At 36.8% G+C, this 20,078-nt stretch carries 23 protein-coding genes; 16 read left to right on the plus strand and 7 right to left on the minus strand.

Annotated features, from left to right (window positions below; genetic code table 11):
• Positions 1 to 66: 66 nt before the first annotated feature.
• The 4 genes from ACSYTJ_RS00925 (at position 67) to ACSYTJ_RS00940 (ending at position 2,915) form a co-directional block, all read left to right on the plus strand.
• Complete coding sequence (locus ACSYTJ_RS00925) at positions 67 to 1,623, plus strand: hypothetical protein (protein WP_491719919.1); 1,557 nt, start codon at positions 67 to 69, stop codon at positions 1,621 to 1,623.
• Positions 1,624 to 1,732: 109 nt separating this feature from the next.
• On the plus strand, positions 1,733 to 2,140 hold the full coding sequence (locus ACSYTJ_RS00930) for a MerR family transcriptional regulator (protein ID WP_491719920.1): 408 nt from the start codon (positions 1,733 to 1,735) through the stop codon (positions 2,138 to 2,140).
• Positions 2,141 to 2,154: 14 nt separating this feature from the next.
• Positions 2,155 to 2,592, plus strand: coding sequence for a cupin domain-containing protein (locus ACSYTJ_RS00935; RefSeq protein ID WP_491719921.1), 438 nt, complete (start codon positions 2,155 to 2,157; stop codon positions 2,590 to 2,592).
• Positions 2,592 to 2,915, plus strand: a complete 324-nt coding sequence (locus ACSYTJ_RS00940; RefSeq protein ID WP_491717003.1) for a carboxymuconolactone decarboxylase family protein — start codon at positions 2,592 to 2,594, stop codon at positions 2,913 to 2,915. The genes ACSYTJ_RS00935 and ACSYTJ_RS00940 overlap by 1 nt, the downstream gene beginning before the upstream one ends.
• A gap of 959 nt (positions 2,916 to 3,874) precedes the next feature.
• Here the strand turns inward: ACSYTJ_RS00940 and ACSYTJ_RS00945 are convergent.
• From ACSYTJ_RS00945 to ACSYTJ_RS00960, 4 genes are all read right to left on the minus strand, one after another.
• Complete coding sequence (locus ACSYTJ_RS00945) at positions 3,875 to 4,399, minus strand: hypothetical protein (protein ID WP_491717004.1); 525 nt, start codon at positions 4,397 to 4,399, stop codon at positions 3,875 to 3,877.
• 212 nt (positions 4,400 to 4,611) lie between these two features.
• Positions 4,612 to 5,034: a ribonuclease H family protein gene (locus ACSYTJ_RS00950; RefSeq protein ID WP_491717005.1), complete on the minus strand. Its 423-nt coding sequence runs from the start codon at positions 5,032 to 5,034 to the stop codon at positions 4,612 to 4,614.
• Positions 5,035 to 5,119: 85 nt separating this feature from the next.
• A complete protein-coding gene (locus ACSYTJ_RS00955) occupies positions 5,120 to 5,659 on the minus strand; it encodes a hypothetical protein (RefSeq protein WP_491719922.1) in 540 nt (179 codons plus the stop codon).
• Between the two features lie 692 nt (positions 5,660 to 6,351).
• A complete protein-coding gene (locus tag ACSYTJ_RS00960) occupies positions 6,352 to 6,852 on the minus strand; it encodes a hypothetical protein (protein WP_491719923.1) in 501 nt (166 codons plus the stop codon).
• Between the two features lie 387 nt (positions 6,853 to 7,239).
• On the opposite strand from ACSYTJ_RS00960, the gene ACSYTJ_RS00965 reads away from it, so the two are divergent.
• The 4 genes from ACSYTJ_RS00965 to ACSYTJ_RS00980 all read left to right on the plus strand — a co-directional run bounded on the left by ACSYTJ_RS00965 (position 7,240) and on the right by ACSYTJ_RS00980 (position 10,915).
• Entirely contained in the window at positions 7,240 to 8,070 is an 831-nt protein-coding gene (locus tag ACSYTJ_RS00965) for a CAP domain-containing protein (RefSeq protein ID WP_491719924.1), read from the plus strand.
• A 92-nt stretch (positions 8,071 to 8,162) separates the two neighbouring features.
• Positions 8,163 to 9,065 carry a CAP domain-containing protein gene (locus tag ACSYTJ_RS00970; protein WP_491719925.1) on the plus strand — a complete coding sequence of 301 codons (903 nt, stop codon included), beginning with the start codon at positions 8,163 to 8,165 and terminating at the stop codon, positions 9,063 to 9,065.
• Between the two features lie 22 nt (positions 9,066 to 9,087).
• Positions 9,088 to 9,990, plus strand: a complete 903-nt coding sequence (locus tag ACSYTJ_RS00975) for a CAP domain-containing protein (RefSeq protein ID WP_491719926.1) — start codon at positions 9,088 to 9,090, stop codon at positions 9,988 to 9,990.
• Positions 9,991 to 10,012: 22 nt separating this feature from the next.
• A complete protein-coding gene (locus ACSYTJ_RS00980; RefSeq protein WP_491719927.1) occupies positions 10,013 to 10,915 on the plus strand; it encodes a CAP domain-containing protein in 903 nt (300 codons plus the stop codon).
• Positions 10,916 to 10,971: 56 nt separating this feature from the next.
• On the opposite strand, the gene ACSYTJ_RS00985 is transcribed toward ACSYTJ_RS00980, so the two are convergent.
• Positions 10,972 to 11,922 carry a hypothetical protein gene (locus ACSYTJ_RS00985; protein ID WP_491719928.1) on the minus strand — a complete coding sequence of 317 codons (951 nt, stop codon included), beginning with the start codon at positions 11,920 to 11,922 and terminating at the stop codon, positions 10,972 to 10,974.
• Positions 11,923 to 12,102: 180 nt separating this feature from the next.
• Between ACSYTJ_RS00985 and ACSYTJ_RS00990 the strand changes: the two genes are divergently transcribed.
• From ACSYTJ_RS00990 to ACSYTJ_RS01025, 8 genes are all read left to right on the plus strand, one after another.
• Positions 12,103 to 12,993, plus strand: a complete 891-nt coding sequence (locus ACSYTJ_RS00990; RefSeq protein ID WP_491719929.1) for an ABC transporter ATP-binding protein — start codon at positions 12,103 to 12,105, stop codon at positions 12,991 to 12,993.
• Positions 12,993 to 13,868 (plus strand): ABC transporter permease, encoded by an 876-nt coding sequence (locus ACSYTJ_RS00995; RefSeq protein WP_491719930.1) that lies wholly within the window; start codon positions 12,993 to 12,995, stop codon positions 13,866 to 13,868. The genes ACSYTJ_RS00990 and ACSYTJ_RS00995 overlap by 1 nt, the downstream gene beginning before the upstream one ends.
• Entirely contained in the window at positions 13,858 to 14,313 is a 456-nt protein-coding gene (locus tag ACSYTJ_RS01000) for a LytTR family DNA-binding domain-containing protein (RefSeq protein ID WP_491719931.1), read from the plus strand. The genes ACSYTJ_RS00995 and ACSYTJ_RS01000 overlap by 11 nt, the downstream gene beginning before the upstream one ends.
• The gene (locus ACSYTJ_RS01005; RefSeq protein WP_491719932.1) at positions 14,310 to 14,711 is read left to right on the plus strand and encodes a DUF3021 domain-containing protein; all 402 of its coding nucleotides are present in this window, start codon (positions 14,310 to 14,312) and stop codon (positions 14,709 to 14,711) included. The genes ACSYTJ_RS01000 and ACSYTJ_RS01005 overlap by 4 nt, the downstream gene beginning before the upstream one ends.
• Before the next feature lie 90 nt (positions 14,712 to 14,801).
• Positions 14,802 to 15,554, plus strand: coding sequence for a sulfite exporter TauE/SafE family protein (locus tag ACSYTJ_RS01010; RefSeq protein WP_491720118.1), 753 nt, complete (start codon positions 14,802 to 14,804; stop codon positions 15,552 to 15,554).
• Between the two features lie 13 nt (positions 15,555 to 15,567).
• A complete protein-coding gene (locus tag ACSYTJ_RS01015; protein ID WP_491719933.1) occupies positions 15,568 to 16,254 on the plus strand; it encodes a CPBP family intramembrane glutamic endopeptidase in 687 nt (228 codons plus the stop codon).
• Between the two features lie 16 nt (positions 16,255 to 16,270).
• Positions 16,271 to 16,501: a PspC domain-containing protein gene (locus tag ACSYTJ_RS01020; protein WP_491717019.1), complete on the plus strand. Its 231-nt coding sequence runs from the start codon at positions 16,271 to 16,273 to the stop codon at positions 16,499 to 16,501.
• A gap of 191 nt (positions 16,502 to 16,692) precedes the next feature.
• Positions 16,693 to 17,163: a C40 family peptidase gene (locus ACSYTJ_RS01025; protein WP_491719934.1), complete on the plus strand. Its 471-nt coding sequence runs from the start codon at positions 16,693 to 16,695 to the stop codon at positions 17,161 to 17,163.
• A gap of 99 nt (positions 17,164 to 17,262) precedes the next feature.
• On the opposite strand, the gene ACSYTJ_RS01030 is transcribed toward ACSYTJ_RS01025, so the two are convergent.
• Together ACSYTJ_RS01030 and ACSYTJ_RS01035 are read right to left on the minus strand one after the other, a co-directional pair.
• Positions 17,263 to 18,267, minus strand: a complete 1,005-nt coding sequence (locus tag ACSYTJ_RS01030; protein WP_491719935.1) for a GH25 family lysozyme — start codon at positions 18,265 to 18,267, stop codon at positions 17,263 to 17,265.
• 327 nt (positions 18,268 to 18,594) lie between these two features.
• Positions 18,595 to 19,965 carry a class II fumarate hydratase gene (locus ACSYTJ_RS01035; RefSeq protein ID WP_491719936.1) on the minus strand — a complete coding sequence of 457 codons (1,371 nt, stop codon included), beginning with the start codon at positions 19,963 to 19,965 and terminating at the stop codon, positions 18,595 to 18,597.
• Positions 19,966 to 20,078 lie beyond the last annotated feature (113 nt).

Genomic DNA, 20,078 nt, shown 5'->3' on the forward strand with positions numbered 1-20,078 from the left:
TAAAGACAACTAGCGGTATTTTAGATTATAATAAGGTTGATATTTAAAATTTGGAGATTTGAATTAATGAAACGACAATACACAGGGCTGAACTGGCCAACTTTACTTGGGACGTTATTGGTGAGTTTCTTCCTAATGCTTTTTTTATCTACTTCTTCACCACTCTATGCAACCAACCCATCTCCAGACGCCAACATAATGATGACCGTTGGAAAGGGGTTCTTGCATGGTTTAATGCCATACCAAAATTTATTTGATAATCGGGGCCCGCTAATTTATCTGTTATATTCATTGAACGCATTAATTAGTTATCGTTCGTTTATTTTAATCTACGGACTAGAATCGCTTTTGCTGTGCCTTGATTTAGTGTTATCCTATTGCATCTTGAATCATTTCATGCGTCGCCGCTTAGCATATCCATTGAGTTTGTTTATAATCCCACTGATGTTCAATGAATATTTCTTCCAACATGGTGATACTCCAGAGAGCATTGTGATTCCATTTTTACTATTAATGATTTATCAGTTGCTCAAACATCAAGACCTAAAATTTACTAAGTCCACTTTGTTTATTCAGGGATGCTTTGTAGGGGTCGCATTTTGGATCAAGTACACCTTTTTATTTCCATGGTTTGGGATTGGATTGGTGCTAATGATTGCCTACCTATTGCAAAAACGATACCGAGATCTGCTGAAATTGATGGGATGGGGATTCTTGGGGTATGCAGTCGTTACGTTACCAATACTTATTTTGTATCAATTGCACGGTAGTTTACTTACAATGTTGAAGGTCTACTTTTGGTTCAACGTAAAATACTATCAACACAGTAATTTTGATCTAACCCAATTGATTAAATTACCGCAAACTGATGTGGTCGCCCGATGGGTCGAAATAATCGTATTGGCAACGATGCTAGCAATTTTAATTTTACCAAAGGTAAACTGGACGATTAAAAGTGCACTGTTGACCAGTTTAGTTTTGGAAACATTATCGATTATTACCGTAAAGGTAACGGCCACTTATTATTACACTTTAATTTCTGTTTTTAGCATTTTGATTGTGGTGATTATCGGAAGTTTGTTGCAAAGGGGACTTCCTAAGATGGTAATTGAAAATCCATTTTTGATTTGCCTATTAGTGATACTTTCAGCATGTGGTTTATTAGCTACCAACCATAATTATCGTTATTCAAAACTATATCCGCATAATGAAATTTATAGTGTTTATCATCAAGCAACGGTGCCATATCAGCAACGCTTCGCTAAGCTGATTAACCGTAGTAGTGACCGTTCATTGCTGGCGTATCGGACGATTGACGTGAGTTTATATACTACTTTGGGCACGCTTCCCCATTCCAAGTACTTTGTGCAAAATAATTTGGACTATCCACCAATGAAACATTCACAGGGCCAACAGCTCCGTTCATTAAAAAATAAATTTGTGTTGACGATCTCATTACCGCCTGATCAACCTGGCAGCGCCACGAAACGCTCGTTAAAGAAATTATCCAATAAAACGTTGCGACGTTACTACCACCTAGTTGATACTGCGACGGTTTTAAAATATACGTCTTCTGTTCAACAATACGTTCTAAAGTACTACTTATATGAACGGAACAATTGATTTAAAGCCACTTCGAATGAAGCGGCTTTTTTTAGTCCTTTATCCTTGACTTAAAGTTAACTATAAGTGGTAAATTAAAACTAATCAATTGATTAAAGGAAGTTTTGCAATGCAAAGATATTCAATTGGCGAATTCGCTAACTTAGTTGGCCTGACTACCTATACACTGAGATATTACGAAAGAGAGCATTTGATTGTACCAGATCGCGATGAGCGTGACCGCCGCTACTATACTGAACAAGATGTTAAGTGGATCGGCTTTTTACTGCACCTCAAGGGGACTGGGATGTCGATGGAAGAAATCAAACGCTATGTCCATTTACGGGCACAGGGGGATGGGACGATTTCGGAACGACGTAAACTATTGGCATCAGTCAAAGCCCGTAGTTTATCTCAAATCCGTGAGATGCAAGCCAATCTGGTCGTGTTATCGCATAAGATCGATTGGTATGATGGTAAGCTCAATCATACTGTCTCAGAAGATTTTGAACACTACTTACAACGATTTAATAATTAGGGAGATGTTGAATAATGGCAAAAAATGAAGATGTTAAACAAAACGGTGGCCTATTCGGTTTAGGGGCCAAAAATGATGCATACGCAAAATATTTTACGGGCCAAAGTTACTTAAATGGATTGGTGAGCCCTGAAAAAGAAGTTAATGTAGGCGTTGGAAATGTTACTTTTGAACCAGGTTGTCGGAATAACTGGCATATTCACCACGATGGCTACCAAATCTTGTTGGTCACAGGTGGTGAGGGCCTTTATCAAGAAGCTGGTAAGCCTGCGCGACTACTTCATCCAGGCGACGTTGTTGTTACTCACGATGGTGTTAAGCACTGGCACGGCGCTACCCCAGATAGTTGGTTTGCCCACGTTGCAATCACCACTGGGACTCCAGAATGGCTCGAAGCCGTTTCAGACGAACAATTTGAAGCTGCGTTTAAGCAGGGAAAGGATAATGCATAATGGCTAAACAAACTGCTGGACACGATAACTTAGGTGATTTTGCTCCTAAGTTCGCTGAATTGAACGATGATGTTTTATTTGGGGAAGTTTGGTCCAGAACGGATAAACTCTCCGCACATGATCGGAGCATGATCACGATTTCCGCTTTGATTTCAGGTGGTAACTTCGCTCAGTTGAAGCCCCACATGACGATTGGTAAAAACAACGGCATTACCCAAGAGGAAATTTCTGAAATGATCACCCACCTCTCCTTTTACGTTGGTTGGCCTAAAGCATGGTCAGCATTCGGAATTGCAAAGGAAGTATATGGAGCTACTAAATAGCAACGAACGTTAAATGATATTAATTTAATGGTAGAATAAAAAATAAAAGCACGTTATCCGAAAAATCAGATGACGTGCTTTTATATTTAAAAATAGCTAGGGAACGAGTCGAACGTTCCTAAATTGCCGAAACTAGCTGCCGTAATCAAATAGTAATTGCTATAAATAGGAGTCTAATTATAGGTGGGAGTTCACACCTAATAGCTAGGGAACGAGTCGAACGTTCCTGAATTTGCCGAAACTAGCTGCCATAATCAAATAGTAATTGCTATGAAATAGGAGTCTAATTATAGGTGGGAGTTCACACCTAATAGCTAGGGAACGAGTCGAACGCTCCTAAATTTGCCGAAACTAGCTGCCGTAACCAAATAATAAACTATGTCCAAAAGAAAGGAATCTGATCATAGGTGGGATGAACACACCTAATAGCTAGGAAGCGAGTCGAACGCTCCTAAATTTGCCGAAACTAGCTGCCGTAACCAAATAATAAACTATGTCCAAAAGAAAGGAATCTGATCATAGGTGGGATGAACACACCTAATAGCTAGGAAGCGAGTCGAACGCTCCTGGATTTGCCGAAACTAGCTGCCGTAACCAAATAATAAACTATGTCCAAAAGAAAGGAATCTGATCATAGGTGGGATGAACACACCTAATAGCTAGGAAGCGAGTCGAACGCTCCTGGATTTGCCGAAACTAGCTGCCGTAACCAAATAATAAACTATGTCCAAAAGAAAGGAATCTGATCATAGGTGGGATGAACACACCTAATAGCTAGGAAGCGAGTCGAACGCTCCTGGATTTGCCGAAACTAGCTGCCGTAACCAAATAATAGACTATATCAAATTGGAAAGGAGTTGATGATAGGTGGGATGAACACACCTAATAGCTAGGGAACGAGTCGAACGCTCCTAAATTTGCCGAAACTAGCTGTTAATAACCTAGCCTTGAATTCTAGATTATTGTTGAACAAGTTGACTCAATGCATTAAATCGATTTACAAACTCTTTGTATGTGATTGCCTTAGGATAGCTATTAAACTTCATCTTAATGATTTCATCTTTATCAAAAAATGAGATTAATGATTTAATCTGACTGGTATAGTGGCGAACTGAAGAGTATCCTCTATATGAATTCAATAAATACTTATCTTTAATACAATAACCATCTCGACTAGAATTGATTTTAATATTAACTTCATTTGAATGGTCAATCTTAGTTTCAAATAACTCTAATAATCTTTTTTTATATCTATCCTTTAAAATATTAGTTGCTGAACCAGAATAATTACTAGTGCTGGGCAGAATGTTCATTTTAGTTAACAGTTGATGCCAAGCTGGACTGTTATCTGAATTAGGGGAACAGAGTAGCTTCTTATCTAGTTGATTATCATTTTTAATTTTTTCAACTGCATTTACAATAGTTTGTAGTTCATTAGGGTTAGATGTAATGTTAATATTATTCAATACTTCTTTAGTGTTCATTTATAAAACTTCCTTTCTATTAATAACTTTCATAACTTTCATAATTGGTTTTAGTGCGGCTGCCTTTCTAGCCGCACTTCAGTTAATTCAAAAAAGCAATGGTTCATAATTATTACCACTGCTTTCTAAAATATTTATGTTTCAATCCTTACAGATTTGATTTTAGACTGTGGGCGCACCTAACCCACAGTCCCATTTGAAGATTGATCTTTTTAATGGTGGCTAAGGGCTTGATTGAAATCAACTAACTCAAGTTTCCATGAATTAGCACTAGCTAACATTTTAACGATGCTTGCCCACTGTTTAGCGTTTTGAATACCATTGAAGTTATTCTTTAACCACTTGTTTAACCATGAATTTGTTGCATTATAGACAAACTTTGAATTAGTGGTTACGTATAAATTATTATTACTGAGATTAAAATCTTGCCTGGCTTTAATCAATGCATAATAAAGTGCATAAACCGCCATTTGATTTCGATTTGAGTTTCTAATCGGATGCTTACTACTTTGACGTAAGCGATTACTACCACTTGCTGTATCAAATTCAATTACATAGTCATAGGTAAAAGACTTTCCCTTTGGTTTATTTACTGTCTTGGAATTTGATCTAGTATATATTTTTATTTCTCCCATGTTATCACTCCTTTTGATTTATAAATTTTAACAGCTAGGGAACGAATCGAACGCTCCTAAATTCACCAGAACTAGTTACTCAATGCTATTCTTCTGAATAATGAAGAGTGTTATTCAACTTGTTGAGCCGATTTACGAATTCGCTATAAGTAATTGATTTTGGATATTTATCAAAACTATTATTTAAGATTTCATCTTTATCATAGAATACAATTTTATGATTAATGGCTTCAAAATGATTGTAAAGCGCTCGATAACCACGAAAAGCTTTATTAAATGCAGTATTCTTCATACAATACATTTGATCTTTTGGCATCCATTTAACATATACTCGATTCGGTGCAATCAATTTGGTCGAGAAAGTTTTGAGTAGCAGTGTTTCATATTGAAATTTTAAAACTTTTGTTGCTGATTGAGAATGATTGCTTGTGATTGCAAGAAGGTTCATTTTAATCATTAACCTTTTCCAATCCTTATTTTGATCAATATTATTTGAAAGTTGGAACTCTTTATTAGGACTTTCATTGTTTATTAAAATGATATTATCTAATAGGGATTTTATTTTGTTAAAGGCAATTGGGTCATTAGTACATTGAAGCTCGATTAAGAAATCTTTAGTTTTCATATTAGAAGCATCCTTTCTAAAATTGATATCAAAAAAAGTAGTTGCAAACACATTACAGCTACTTTTTAACAGTTACATATTTAATTTTGGTGTGCATTATCCTTAATTGTGCACATTGACTAATAGCTAGTGCAATATCCACTTGTACTTAAGTGAAACAAACATTTATTAGTAATAAAATTAGATATAAAACATATAACATTTATTACAAAATTGGTTAAACGACTCCGCGTACTTAAGCGGAGTCCACTTATCAATATTATTTTTTTAAATAGTAAAACTTAATTATGTATAATATTTCTCCTATAATTATAGTAAAAACGTCCTTACAAGCAGCCAGCCTCACCTGGTTTCTGCTCATCAGCCAACATAATTTTCGATTAACGATCATTATGGAACTACTTATTTTTACCCTCATAGCTCGTGATTTTTCAATCAATGGCATTGCCCTAACAGAGATTTTGTTTATTGTGCTGTATTTGTCGTTCGCATGTCCAGCACTTACGGAATGAAATTATTTTCACTCACGAAACATTTTATGGTTAGGCTGCTTTAACCTCTCACGCAGAAATCTACGGGTAGCTATATAGTGCCACCAAACCTAGTATTGGTTCAAGTTTACACCTAAACAAATGTGCTTGTCAAACTAGCGGTTGATAAAAAAACCCCGCCACATTCATGGCGGGTTTTGATTATTTGAAAGGATCAACCTTGTAGGTAAATTCATCCTTAACTAATTTAAAAGTTCCTAAAAATTTCCATTGTTTAGTATTTTTCAACCAAATCTTTAAATGTTTGCCACTTTTAGTGACTTTCATCATATCTTTAGCATCTGATGTAGATTGAGTGTGAGTTGCTTTTAATTGGTAGGTGCTCTTACCGATTTTCTTATAATATGGAACCCCTAAGATTGGGTAAGCAGAGTGCAGAGTTTTATAACCCTTCCCGTTATTTTTGAAAACGCTAGCATCAGCAGCCACAGTCCCATAGTTAAAGCTTATATTCGTACGATAATAAAGATTATTCTTTCCTTTGATCTTTTTATTGCTCAACCAAGTGTGCTTTTCATCATTAGTGATTGCACTAGGAACGCCCTTATGCCAAGTACTAGCATTTGCAGATGTAAATGATGCTCCAGTTGTGAATAAAGCTATTCCTACGATTGATGCCGTTACTAGATTGTTTATTTTCATATGGCTTCCTCCGATATTTTAATTAACTTTTACAATTAATAGTATATTACGATGTATAAAAATTTTAAATTAAAAAATAAGTACAATTTTGCCAGCCTTTTCTGGGGTCCAGTCTCATATTCAACAATTATATAACTACATATTTATCCTTAATTCTCGTTTAAATGCACACCTGTTTGTCAAAAGATTACTTAACAAACTTTCTGATGTGATTTTGATGGATCGAAGTAGATTGATTAAAATTATTTTATAATATATTATCACAAATATTTATTTGAATTTTATAACATATTTAAGTTAGATGATATAATTAAAAATATAGCAGATGCTTTGAAACATTGATACATAAACGTTTATATAACTGCATAAACAAGGGAGATTTTTACAATGAAAATTAAAAACACACTTGTAAGCTTTTTGACGGTGATGATCACCGTCTTGACCTTTAGTACCGTCGCGACGACCACCCATGCTGATAGTAATCCACTAGCCGGCAAGGATCCTCGGGTCATCAACACGATCTTAAATAACTTTAATGACAATTTAACCAACCGCTACTTACTTTATGATCCGAATCCATATATGAGCAATGCTAATTATAAAAAGGGGACTAAAGTCATTTATGGTGAGTCAAACCTCAGTTTACAATTTAAAAAATTTCCGACCTATGAAACCGATACTCAATATGGAACTCGTAACGTTGGTGCAATTGCCAATGGTAAGATTGTCAAAAAGAAATTAAGTGACTGGGGAATTGTTTATTATCAAGTTAAATTTAATAATATTAAAAATCCCTATTGGGTCCTAGCCGCCGATTTACGTCTAACAAAGAATCCCAATAAACATAACACCACGGTCACTGATGCCGAAAACCAAGATGTGGGGCTCAACTATATCAACTACGTTCGTGATCAACATGGGTTACAACCATTAACTTGGAATGACCATCTTTATACGTTAGCCCAGGAACGAAATCAAGAAAATGCCCAAACTTGGCAAAAATCGGGAACCCAATCTCATTACAATGCCGATGGTAGTTGGAAGGTTGATACTTTAATTCAACAACATGGCTGGAATGACGACGTAATTGGTGAAAATATTTTCGCTGATGTTGTTTCAACAGACACCCCTAATGAATCCATGATTAACACCATCAATGAGTTTCTGTACAACGATGCCGTTGGTGAACACTGGGGCCAAAAATATTTTAAGAACTGACGCTACCCAAATGGCAATCGCCACCACCTATATTCACGGCGGATATTACCAAACCATGTTATTCGAATAGGATAATCAAGGAGATTTTTACAATGAAAATTAAAAACACACTTTTAAGCTTTTTGACGGTGATGATCACCGTCTTGACCTTTAACACCGTCGCGACGAACGTACATGCTGATAGCAATCCATTAGCAGGTGGCGATCCAAAAGTTATTAATACCATCTTAAATAACTTTAATGCCAATTTACCAAACCGTTATTTAATGTATGATCCCAATCCATATATGCCTAACGCCAATTATAAAAAGGGAACCAAAATCATTTATAATCTTTCTACTACAAGTTTACAATTTACTCAATTACCTGAAAACGAAACAGATACCCAATATGGAATTCGTGAAATTAAAGATAATACTAGAGGAACCGTAATTCAAAAACAAATGAGCAACTGGGGAATTATGTATTATAAAATTAAATTCAATAGTCCTAAAAAAACTTATTGGGTATTAGGATCAGATTTAATGCTTCAAAAAAATCCAAATAAAAACAATACAAAAGTAACTAACGCTGATAATCAAAACGTGGGACTCAACTATGTTAACTATATTCGTGATCAACACGGACAAACTCCATTAACTTGGAATGACCATCTTTATACTTTAGCACAAGAACGCAACCAAGAAAATATCCAAACATGGCAAAACAATAATGAAATGTCACACTTTAACGCTGATGGAAGCTGGAAAGTAGACACTTTAATTCAACAAAATGGATGGAATGATTATGTATTAGGTGAAAACATTGCAGCTACTACCTCATCAGATACACCAACAAATACAATGATCAACATGATCAACGAATTCACATATAACGATGCAGTTACTGAAAACTGGGGACATCGTTATAATATTTTAAGAAGTGACGCCACCCAAATGGCCATGGCTACCACTTATAGTCACGGCATGTATTACCAAACCATGTTATTTGAATAGAATAATCAAGGAGATTTTTACAATGAAAATTAAAAACACGCTTTTAAGCTTTTTGACGGTGATAATCACCGTCTTGACCTTTAGTACCGTAGCGACGAACGTACATGCTGATAGCAATCCATTAGCAGGGGGCGATCCAAAAGTTATCAACACGATTTTAAATAACTTTAATGCCAATTTACCAAATCGTTATTTAATGTATGACCCCAATCCATACATGAGTAACGCAAATTATAAAAAAGGAACTAAAGTAATTTATACTTGTGGAAATACAACTTTACAATTCACACAATTCCCAACAAATGAAACAGATACACAATACGGAACTCGTGTCATTACAGGAATAGCAAATTGTACAGTTATTAAAAAGAAATTAAGTAATTGGGGAATTGTATATTATCAAGTCAAATTTAATAATCATAAAAAAGCTTACTGGGTTCTAGCAGCTGATTTACACCTACAAAAGAACCCCAATAAAAACAATACGAATGTTACTGATTCAGATAATCAAAATGTTGGACTAAACTATATTAATTACGTACGTGATCAACACGGACAAAATCCATTAACTTGGAATGATCACCTTTATACTTTAGCACAAGAACGTAATCAAGAAAATATTAATACCTGGGAAACAAATGGAACTCAATCCCATTATAATGCCGATGGTAGTTGGAAAGTAGACCAACTAATTCAACAACATGGCTGGAACGATTACGTTATAGGTGAAAATATTTCTAACACCTATTCTTCAGATACACCACAAACAACCATTGTTAATATGATTAATGAATTAACATACAATGATTCTGTTGAGGAAAATTGGGGACACCGTCAAAACATTTTAAGAAGTGATGCCACCCAAATGGCAACAGCAACCACCTATGCTAACGGAAAATATTTCCAAACAACATTATTCGAATAGAATAACCAAGGAGATTTTTACAATGAAAATTAAAAACACGCTTTTAAGCTTTTTGACGGTGATGATCACCGTCTTGACCTTTAGTACAGTCGCGACGAACGCCCATGCTGATAGCAATCCATTAGCTAATGCGGATCCAAGAGTAACCAATGCAATTCTAAATAATTTCAATTTAAATATTCCAAATCGTTATTTACTATATGATCCCAATCCATACATGGCTAACGCAAATTATAAAAAGGGAACTAAAGTAATTTATCAAATATCTAATACTAGTTTACAATTCACCCAATTACCGACAAATGAAACTGATACCCAATATGGAACTCGTGAAATTAAAACTGAAACCAAAGGTACAGTAATAAAAAAGTATATGAGTGACTGGGGAATTATGTATTACAAAATTAAATTTAATAACACTAAAAAATCCTATTGGGTTTTAGCCTCAGATTTAAGATTACAAAAAAATCCTAATAAAAATAATACCACCATTACTGATACTGATAATCAAAATGTCGGACTTAATTATGTAAATTATATTAGAAGTCAACATAATCAAAGCACATTAACTTGGAATAATCATCTTTACATTTTAGCTCAAGAAAGAAATCAAGAAAATATTCAAAGTGTTAAACAAACAAATAGTATGAGTCATTTTAATAGTGATGGAACATGGAAAGTAGATAATTTAGTTCAACAACACGGATGGAATGATTATGTAATGGGAGAAAATATTGCTGATAATGGATCAACTGATAATCCTAGAGATACCATAATTAACATAATTAACGAATTCATGTATAACGATGCCGTCGGGGAAAACTGGGGACATCGTGAAAATATTTTAAGAAGTGACGCTACACAAATGGCCATAGCAACCACTTACCATGACGGTCTATATTACCAAACCATTTTATTCGAATAGCATCAATATTACCAATCTAAAAGCGAGTGATAATCATCACTCGCTTTTTTATACATTTAACCATTTTGCGTTTTTTGTTGCTGAATTAATATATCACAAACATCCTTATTAGTAATGACCTTATTATTATAATAGGCTAGAGAATGTCTAAATTTCCTTTGATTCCGTTTTATCCCGTTAATTAGTGATTCTTTTGAATGTATTAAATACTCAAACTCTCCCGCCTCAAAAGCTTCGGTTTGTTTAGGAGATAAAAATTGGCGCACGATTGGGTCACCGTCCATTAAATAGTCGATTAATTGCGAACATAACTTAATTTCTTCGTCACTAGTAAGAATATTCTTTGCTTTAATAAAATCATACTCTCTACCATATTCGTCGGTAATTAAATTAGCGTTAAAAAAAAGATCTGGATTCTCATCACGAAACTTCTTCATGGTTTCCCATATTTCACGCTTACCCCTATTTGCTAAGGGGACATCAAAAAAGTCTGATTTATACATATTTATTTTGATTCTTTTAGCTTTGGGATATTGATTTAGTTCATCCATATTTACAATTAAGGGATAATTGCTATCTAGAAAATAACCCGGTAGAAAATATTCATCCATTAGGATATTGTTCCTAGATCCGCTTTTACCATTTTTGGTTGCATTATAAGGGGCAGCAACATGATAATCGCTTCTGTCATTGATTTTATATGATTGTAGAGAACTATAATTCATCGGGGCAACTTTAGCTTGGAAACTGATTGCATCACCCTCGTTGAGATTACCCAACTCTTGAATTGAACTACTGTATGGAACGCATCCAATTTGATTGAACAAAAACACTTGATTGTTTACTGTAATGTTTAAATCCTTTAAAAGGATTCGGGTGTTAATATAATGCTCATTTGAATCCTTTGGTGAACTTACAGGTAGATAAACTCCTGCATAAGTCCCACTAAATTGATACTTTTTATTTCCATCTAATTGTTCAACTTGCTCAGTAGTGATAACGTCCACATAAATCATCCCTTTAAAAGTATTCTAAATGTATTTTAACACCTTAGTTGCAAATTTTGATTTTATTTATCCTTATTTACCACTCGTTTGCTGATTTTAACCACTTGCCAATAATCAATAACTTTAAATTGCTTTGCAACTATAATGATAATAATCATAAATCGAAATGAGGGAATCGTAATGGCATTATTACAAGTAAATGGTTTAACCCAACAATATGGCAATAAAATAGCTGTTAACAATATTGATTTAAACATTGAAGCTGGTCAATTGGTGGCATTCTTAGGGCCAAATGGGGCTGGGAAGTCAACGACGATTAACATGTTGACGGGCATCAAAAAGCCCAAGGCCGGTACGATTAGCTTAGATGGCTTGAAACCTAATCAACATGAATATCGTCATCAAATTGGTGTCGTGTTCCAAGACAGTGTTTTAGATCGCGACTTGACCGTTAAACAGAACTTAATGTGGCGGGCTGGGATGTATAAGCACATCGACTATGATTTTGTTGACCGCCTAATGAAGGCGTTTGATATTACTTCAATCGCCAAGCAAAAATATGGTTCACTTTCTGGTGGGCAACGGCGGCGGGTCGATATCACACGGGCATTGCTACATAGACCACGCTTGTTATTTTTAGATGAACCCTCAACTGGATTGGATATCCAGACGCGCAATAAAATTTGGGAAGTCTTGAACCAACTCAGAGCGCAATATCAGCTCACGATCATTTTGACGACCCACTACCTGGAAGAGGCTAACATCGCCGATTACGTTTACGTCATTGACCACGGCCAAATCATTGCGGCTGATACCGTTGCTGATCTAAAGGCAAAGTATGCTAAGGACGTTTTGACGATTACGACTGATTCCGTTGACCAAGTGGTTGCACTAGTCAATCAGGACTGGCCAACGAAGGTCGATGGAAAGCAGGTAAAAATAATGGTACCAAATGTCGATGCAACGATTCAATTCTTGAACACCGCGCGGCCATTGATTAAAGAAATGGAACTCAAACGTGGCGATATGAACGACATCTTTGTCGCCCTAACTGGAAAGGAGATCAGATAATGATTAATTTAATTAAACGGAACTTAACGATCTATTTTGCTAACCGCAGCGTAGTTTTCTTCTCCATCTTTGCTGCATTGATTTCATTTGTTCTATACTTATTGTTCTTAAAGAACGGGATGCAACAATCATGGCAGTCGGTTCCAGGAACCAGCAAGCTTTTGGACCCCTGGTTGATTGGGGGAACTTTATCGGTTACTGGATTGACTTCAATTGGGGCGGCCATTAGTCAAATGGTCAAGGACCGTGAATATAATCATTTAAATGACCTTGAAATGACCGATCTATCAACTAACCAGATTCAAATGGGCTATTTGGTTGGGGCGGTCGTCATCGGGACCTTGAACCAAATCGTGGCCTTTTTGATCATGAGTATTTACTTCCAATTTGTCGATGGCATCAAGATTGCCTGGGACCAAAGTGCCGCCATCTTTTTGATCGCGTTGTTCAGTAGCTTTGTCTGGACGGCATTTAACCTTTTGATCTACTCGTTTATTAATAAACAACAGATGGTCCCAACCGTATCTTCGATCATCGGAACCATTTCTGGTTTCATGGCAGGGGTGTACGTGCCAATCAGTACGATGCCTAGTATTGCACAAACGATTATGAAGTTTACCCCATCACCATACGTTTCAGCTGCATATCGGGATGTTTTAATGAAGGAACAACTACATGCTTCATTTAAGCATCTACCCGCATCCGTGCTTAAAAACTTCCGTCTTTCGATGGGCGTCGACTTAAAAATTAAGAGTACCCTACTAACATTTACAGATGTTCTGCTCGTTTTGGGTGGTTTCTTACTGCTATTTATTGTATCTTTATTAGTAGCAAACTATCTCAGAACGAAAGAAGTGGGGGTCCATGCAAGTTGATTTTCACCAAGATGATCAACTATCACCAGATGAAATCAAACTATTAGTTAGTGCCAAGCAGCTAACACCAAAAGTCGTGGAATTGATCAATCGATTGGCCGAAATACCAACCAATTCAGCTTCGGTCCTGCCGTTATCCATTGATGACCGAGTCGAAATGGTTAATTTAAATGATATTATTTCGATCGAAGTCTTTGGCAGTGACCTAACGATTGCAACTACGAGCCATCAATACTCATTTCACGGCCAGTTGAAAAATATTTTAGCAAAGATTAATGACCAGCGGTTCATCCAGATTGCTAGGGGGGCCGCAATTAATATTGACCATCTCAATTCACTGGAAGCCGGCTTCTCTGGTAATATGACGGCGTTTTTAGACCATGAAGTGAAGTTGAACGTTAGTCGAAAATACCTACCAGATTTGAAAGCGAGGTTGCGAATGTGAAAAAAATAGTGAAAGAGTGTGTGCGATTTGGGTTAATTGGAATGTGTATTGGCTCTTTCATTTTTATGTTAAGTGCCGCTGTTTATCGCCAATCGCTAATTACTCGTTATGACATCCTTACCACTTTACTAATGAGCTTTTTGATCGGTGAGTTATCAATGATTTTTCGCTATAGCCGCTTGCCGTACCTAGCTAAATTAGTGATCCATTACCTCGGAACGAACGTTTTAGTGATCGTGACCGGAATTTATAATCACTGGATCGATAACTGGATTTCGTTTATTATTACGTTGGCGATCGTATATGTGATAATCGTAGTTGTTCAGTATAAAATCTATGCGCGCGATGCCAGTGATGTTAATCGTCTGATTCAAAAGCGGAAGCAAAACCAGCGTTAATCAATTTAATAAATATTTATCAGTCACGCCATAATTGGGGTGACTGTTGTGTTATATTAGTAAATAATATAAAACAAGGAGTTTAGTATGATTTTATTGTTATTGGTTATCATTGGATTTATTATTGGTGGATTTATCATCTCAATGGGGGGCGGTGGCGCTGCATTTTACCTGGGGGTGTTGACCGGGTTAATGCATATTTCACCAGCCAGTGCAACAGCAACGTCATTGTTCACGGCTTTACCGTCATTATGTATTGGTGCATACAGCCACTACCGAACTGGGAATATGAAGTTTAAATTTGGTAATCGCATGTTGATTACCGCTGTTCCTGCTACCGTGATTGGTAGTATTTTAGCGGGTTATTTATCTGAAACCGTTTATAAAGTTTTGTTGTTCCTCTTGTTCCTTTGCTTAGGTGCTCAGATTCTATGGCAATCTTTCCGACCCCGTTCAGCTGATCAACAAGCGATGGTCCCCGCATTAAGTCTAGGCAAAGCCCTCTTTTTTGGGGCCCTCAGTGGACTGATGGTAGGAATCGCCGGTTTAAGTGGTGGTAGTCCGCTAGTAGCGGGGATGTTATTGATGGGCTTATCAATGCAGCAAGCAGCAGCCACCTCTTCATATGTATTGATCATTACGTCGATCGTGGGCATTGTAATGCACTCTACTGCTGGGCGGATCGCATGGTTGCCAGGTTCAGCATTAATGATTGGGGCAATTGCCGGAGCTGCACTAATGCCATTTGTTTTAAATCACTTCGATCCACGTAAGGTCACCAAAACGCTGCGGCCGATTATGGGGATTGTTATGATTATTATGGCAATCACGACAATTATTTAAGGAGGAGTTTGAATTGCACAAAAAACTTAGCATCGGGGAATACGGCAATCGGATTTTGTTAATGATCATCATGGTACTATTGATTGAATTTATTCAAGTGCCGATCGCACTGGTTAATCACTATCATAAACCAGTGGCACAGCTCTTATTGGTGGTTGGCTATTTCATTTTTTATGCGGTGATGATTGCAATTGCTTGGCATTATTACAGAAAATACCATCCCGCGCCCATCGGTAAAATGAATGGTAACGCATTTTGGACGGTGATTGCAGTATTTCTAATTGTGAGGGTATTTAGTGTCGCAATGGTTTTATTCTCGCAAAAGTTTTTCAATCAAGAACAATCCAGTAACCAAAATGCAATTAATAGTTTACTGGCTTCCAATAAAATTGTTCTGTATTCAATGTTATTAGGGATTATCGTCCTTTCGCCAGTACTTGAAGAACTAGTATTTCGGGGGATGCTTATTGATGGATTATTAAGCAACGTTTCCACAATTTGGGCAATGGTGATCAGTGGGGCAGCATTTGCGACCGCCCATGCATTTAGTAATCCGTTTTTATTTATGGTTTACGCTTCAATGGGTGCTGGAATGGCGTTTATCTACCGTAAAACGGGGACGATTAAAGCAAATATTACGTTCCACATGTTAAATAACCTTCTAGCATCAATTTCATTTTTACCATTACTATTTAAATAAGCGGGGGTATATTAGAATGAATCGAAAATTATACCGTTCGAATCAACGGATCTTGACAGGCGTGCTTGGTGGGATTGCCGAATACTTTGGTTGGGATGCAACGTGGGTGCGACTTTTATATGCGGCAATTACGATTTTTAGTGTTTTCTTTCCAGGCATCTTTTTTTACATTGTTGCGACGTTGATAATCCCTGATCAGCCTAATCGTCGGAATATCGATGCTGATGAATATGATTCCAAAAATTAAATTTTTAAGACTAACTCTGGATGAAACATTCGGAGTTTTTTTGTTTATTAAATCTTTTTGTAACTTGAATGTAACAATATTGAAATCAGTCTGTATTAGTTTTGTTTTAATTTAGTATTATTTTTTTCCTATAATGACAATAGTTAAAGATTTATGAATAATAAACTAATCAAAATATCATTTATTTGGGGATGAAGATATTGAATTATAAAAAAATAATCAAATTGATTTTAGTACCATTGGCTTCAGTTACCATTTTTGCGGGTGCGACTACAGCACATCAACCAGCCGCTAATGCTGCTAGCAAGAAAGCGGTCAAAGTAGCATACAAAGTTGCTTTATCAAAGCTAGGTTCACCATACGTTTACGGTGCTGTTGGACCCACTTCATTTGATTGTTCAGGATTTACTCAATACATATATCAAAAAGCGAACGTTTCAATTGCTCGGACAGCTCAGGGACAATACAATACGACTAAGCCAGTATTAAGAAGTAACCTTAAGAAGGGTGACTTGGTATACTTCGGTGATGATTCAAGTTCAATTAGCCACGTTGGTTTCTATATCGGAAATGGGCAAATGATCGATGCCCAAAATAATGGGGTAATTACCGAAAGCATTGATGCTCCATGGTGGAGTATCGTTGGATATTCAAGACCTTAATTGATCAATAAATAAGGCGGAATCGTAAATAAACGGTTCCGCCTTTTTGAAACCAAAAAAATAAAGCCGCTGATTATTTGATAATCAACGGCTTTATTTTTATTTGATGTTCACAATTTCGATTAGGTTCTTGTTAGCAGAGAAGTAAGTCCCATTATCAGTCTTAATTCTGTAAGTGTTACCAAACTTGACTGGGGTTCCCTTAACTGTATCACCCTTATGGAGTGTTACTGATGCCCGATTCGTTAATTTAACATCTGTATATTCATTTAAGTTATTACTCAAAACCTTAAATTCGGTTCCAGTGGAGATGTAATTACTTGATGAAATTTGGACAACGTGTGGATTCTGTACGGTCTTATTAACAGTGGTGCTTACCTTCGAAGCAGAATCAGATTGGCTAGCAGTAGCAGAGGTAGTGCTACCACCGATCCAAAATGAAAGTGGCTTCCCATTAGCAGGGATTTTACTTGCATCCACGCGCTTGCCTAATGCAGAACTATAATACTTATCGGTATATTGCCATAAGTCATACTTGTAACTAGTGGATGGCGCAACCGAAGTGTAACTTGCCAACCAAATGGCATCGTAAGCACTTTTAGCAGAGGTGAAATTCCCCATGAATGATTGGTAACTGTAAAGCACGATTGGTCGATCGGTTAATTGACGAGCCCGATTTGCCCATGCGACCGTTGCACCATTCATCGTCCCAGATGTAACGTTATTTGATTCTGCATCATTAACGTAGAACAATGCTTTCGGTGCGGCTTTAATTAAGGTAGATGCTTCGTTAGCCGCTGAGTTAGCGTTCTTATAAAGGCTGTAACTGTAAACACCATATTTAACGCCATACTTAGAAAGTTTTTTAACGTTATTTTGGAACACACGATCACTGTAACTAGAACCGTATTGCACCCGTAAGATTAAAAATTCAGTTTCTGATTTTAATCTCTTAGCTTGACTATCGCTTAGATTACCTTGCCACTCAGATAAATCGTAGATCGGTTTACTTGCAGCGCTAGCAGTAGCGCTGAATATCGGTGCAACAATGGCGAGCCCTAAAACTACGACCAAGCTGCAAAGCATTTTTAACTTTTTATTCATTATTTCTTTCACTCCATATTATTTTAATTACTATGGACTAGTTTAACATTAAAGAATGGATAAAAAGGCCTTGCAATCGTTTTAAAACCAGATTGTAACTTTATGGTAATAGTTTTATTTTGATTGAAAATTATTAAGAGAGGGGAATTAACCATTTTAACGGTTAATTCCCCCTTCTTAATCAATATAGCGCCATAAAAATAAGATGGCAGTTACCAGTGCAGCCCAGCCAAAACATTTGATACGTTCCTTAGCATTGACCTTATTGGCACGGTGTTCCTGATTTTTACCTGTAAAATATTTCATGATAATAATTCGCTTTCTATCTTAATTTCGCTTAACGTTAGTCATGGCCTTAGCGTTGACCCATTGATTAAATTCCGTTTCTGTGACACCACTTGCTAATGCAGCAGCTTTAAGCGTAGAGCCATCTTTTTGCGCCTTTTGGGCAATTTTGGCACTGCGTTCATACCCAATGTGTGGACTAAGGGCGGTAACTAGCATTAGTGAATTATCGACAAGTTCAGTCATGCGAGATTGGTTGATCGATAATCCCTGGACCAAGTGTTCGTTAAATGAGTTGATGGCCTCAGTTAATAAATTACTACTATCTAAAAAGTCGTAAATGATAACGGGTTTATAAACGTTCATTTCGAAGTTTCCCTGACTATTTGCAATGTTAATGGTTGTATCATGGCCAATCACTTGAGCACTCACCATCGTTAATGCCTCGACTTGAGTTGGATTGACCTTTCCTGGCATAATCGATGAACCGGGTTCGTTGCTAGGGATGTTCAATTCGTTATAGCCTGCACGTGGCCCACTAGCTAGGAAGCGAATATCGTTACCGATTTTAATCAAGTCGGTTGCAAGCGTTTTAAGGATTCCATGCACCATTGTAATCCCCGTGTGGTTAGCCAGCCCTTGGAATTTATTAGGGGCCACTATAAATTGAATTGCCGTTTGTTTGCTTAGTTGTTCTACCATTGCCTGATCGAAACCAGTGGGGGTGTTCAAACCTGTCCCAACTGCCGTAGCACCTATCGGGAGTTCTAATAGGGTATCGCGGTTGTCCCTAAGGTAGTCTAAATCATGTTGTAGTGCACTGACCCAGCCGCTGATTTCTTGCCCAAAGGTGATCGGGGTCGCATCTTGTAGGTGGGTGCGGCCAATTTTCACCACTTCGGCAAACTCAGCTTGTTTCTTTTGAAATGCATCGATTAAATCAGCGAGGGCTGGAATTAATTGATCAATGGATTGGGTTGCTGCCATCATCATTGCAGTCGGAAAAGTATCATTCGAACTTTGTGATCGGTTCACATCATCATTTGGATGAATGGCCGCAGTGCCTGCCTTTTGATTGGCAATGTGGGCAATTACTTCATTTACGTTCATGTTGGTTTGAGTCCCACTACCAGTTTGGAAGACCACGAGTGGGAATGCATCTTGATGTGGTTGACTTAGGATTTGATCAACCGTAGTACTAATTAAATCTTGCTTTTCTGCATCCAAGTTCCCGATTTGATGGTTGACGATTGCTGCAGCTTTTTTAATTTGCAGGAGGTTATCAATCACCGCGTCTGGCATCTTTTGGCCAATCTTAAAGTTATTATGACTGCGTTCGGTTTGGGGCCCCCAGAGGACATTTTTAGGGACCTTTACTTCACCAAGTGAATCTTTTTCAATTCGATATTCCAACTTAAACAACCCCTTAACTAATTTACTTCTAATTATAATTAGGGAATTAAAAACATGTCAAAGCTTAAGCAGATTTATAAAAATATTTAGATTGTTAATCGATTTTGCTTCAA

This window comes from Nicoliella sp. ESL1113, assembly GCF_058509245.1.

Coding starts and splice junctions, on each gene's coding strand:
- ACSYTJ_RS00925 (WP_491719919.1), top strand. CDS start 67: ATGAAACGACAATACACAGGGCTGAACTGGCCAACTTTACTTGGGACG.
- ACSYTJ_RS00930 (WP_491719920.1), top strand. CDS start 1,733: ATGCAAAGATATTCAATTGGCGAATTCGCTAACTTAGTTGGCCTGACT.
- ACSYTJ_RS00935 (WP_491719921.1), top strand. CDS start 2,155: ATGGCAAAAAATGAAGATGTTAAACAAAACGGTGGCCTATTCGGTTTA.
- ACSYTJ_RS00940 (WP_491717003.1), top strand. CDS start 2,592: ATGGCTAAACAAACTGCTGGACACGATAACTTAGGTGATTTTGCTCCT.
- ACSYTJ_RS00945 (WP_491717004.1), bottom strand. CDS start 4,399: ATGAACACTAAAGAAGTATTGAATAATATTAACATTACATCTAACCCT.
- ACSYTJ_RS00950 (WP_491717005.1), bottom strand. CDS start 5,034: ATGGGAGAAATAAAAATATATACTAGATCAAATTCCAAGACAGTAAAT.
- ACSYTJ_RS00955 (WP_491719922.1), bottom strand. CDS start 5,659: ATGAAAACTAAAGATTTCTTAATCGAGCTTCAATGTACTAATGACCCA.
- ACSYTJ_RS00960 (WP_491719923.1), bottom strand. CDS start 6,852: ATGAAAATAAACAATCTAGTAACGGCATCAATCGTAGGAATAGCTTTA.
- ACSYTJ_RS00965 (WP_491719924.1), top strand. CDS start 7,240: ATGAAAATTAAAAACACACTTGTAAGCTTTTTGACGGTGATGATCACC.
- ACSYTJ_RS00970 (WP_491719925.1), top strand. CDS start 8,163: ATGAAAATTAAAAACACACTTTTAAGCTTTTTGACGGTGATGATCACC.
- ACSYTJ_RS00975 (WP_491719926.1), top strand. CDS start 9,088: ATGAAAATTAAAAACACGCTTTTAAGCTTTTTGACGGTGATAATCACC.
- ACSYTJ_RS00980 (WP_491719927.1), top strand. CDS start 10,013: ATGAAAATTAAAAACACGCTTTTAAGCTTTTTGACGGTGATGATCACC.
- ACSYTJ_RS00990 (WP_491719929.1), top strand. CDS start 12,103: ATGGCATTATTACAAGTAAATGGTTTAACCCAACAATATGGCAATAAA.
- ACSYTJ_RS00995 (WP_491719930.1), top strand. CDS start 12,993: ATGATTAATTTAATTAAACGGAACTTAACGATCTATTTTGCTAACCGC.
- ACSYTJ_RS01000 (WP_491719931.1), top strand. CDS start 13,858: ATGCAAGTTGATTTTCACCAAGATGATCAACTATCACCAGATGAAATC.
- ACSYTJ_RS01020 (WP_491717019.1), top strand. CDS start 16,271: ATGAATCGAAAATTATACCGTTCGAATCAACGGATCTTGACAGGCGTG.
- ACSYTJ_RS01025 (WP_491719934.1), top strand. CDS start 16,693: ATGAAGATATTGAATTATAAAAAAATAATCAAATTGATTTTAGTACCA.
- ACSYTJ_RS01030 (WP_491719935.1), bottom strand. CDS start 18,267: ATGAATAAAAAGTTAAAAATGCTTTGCAGCTTGGTCGTAGTTTTAGGG.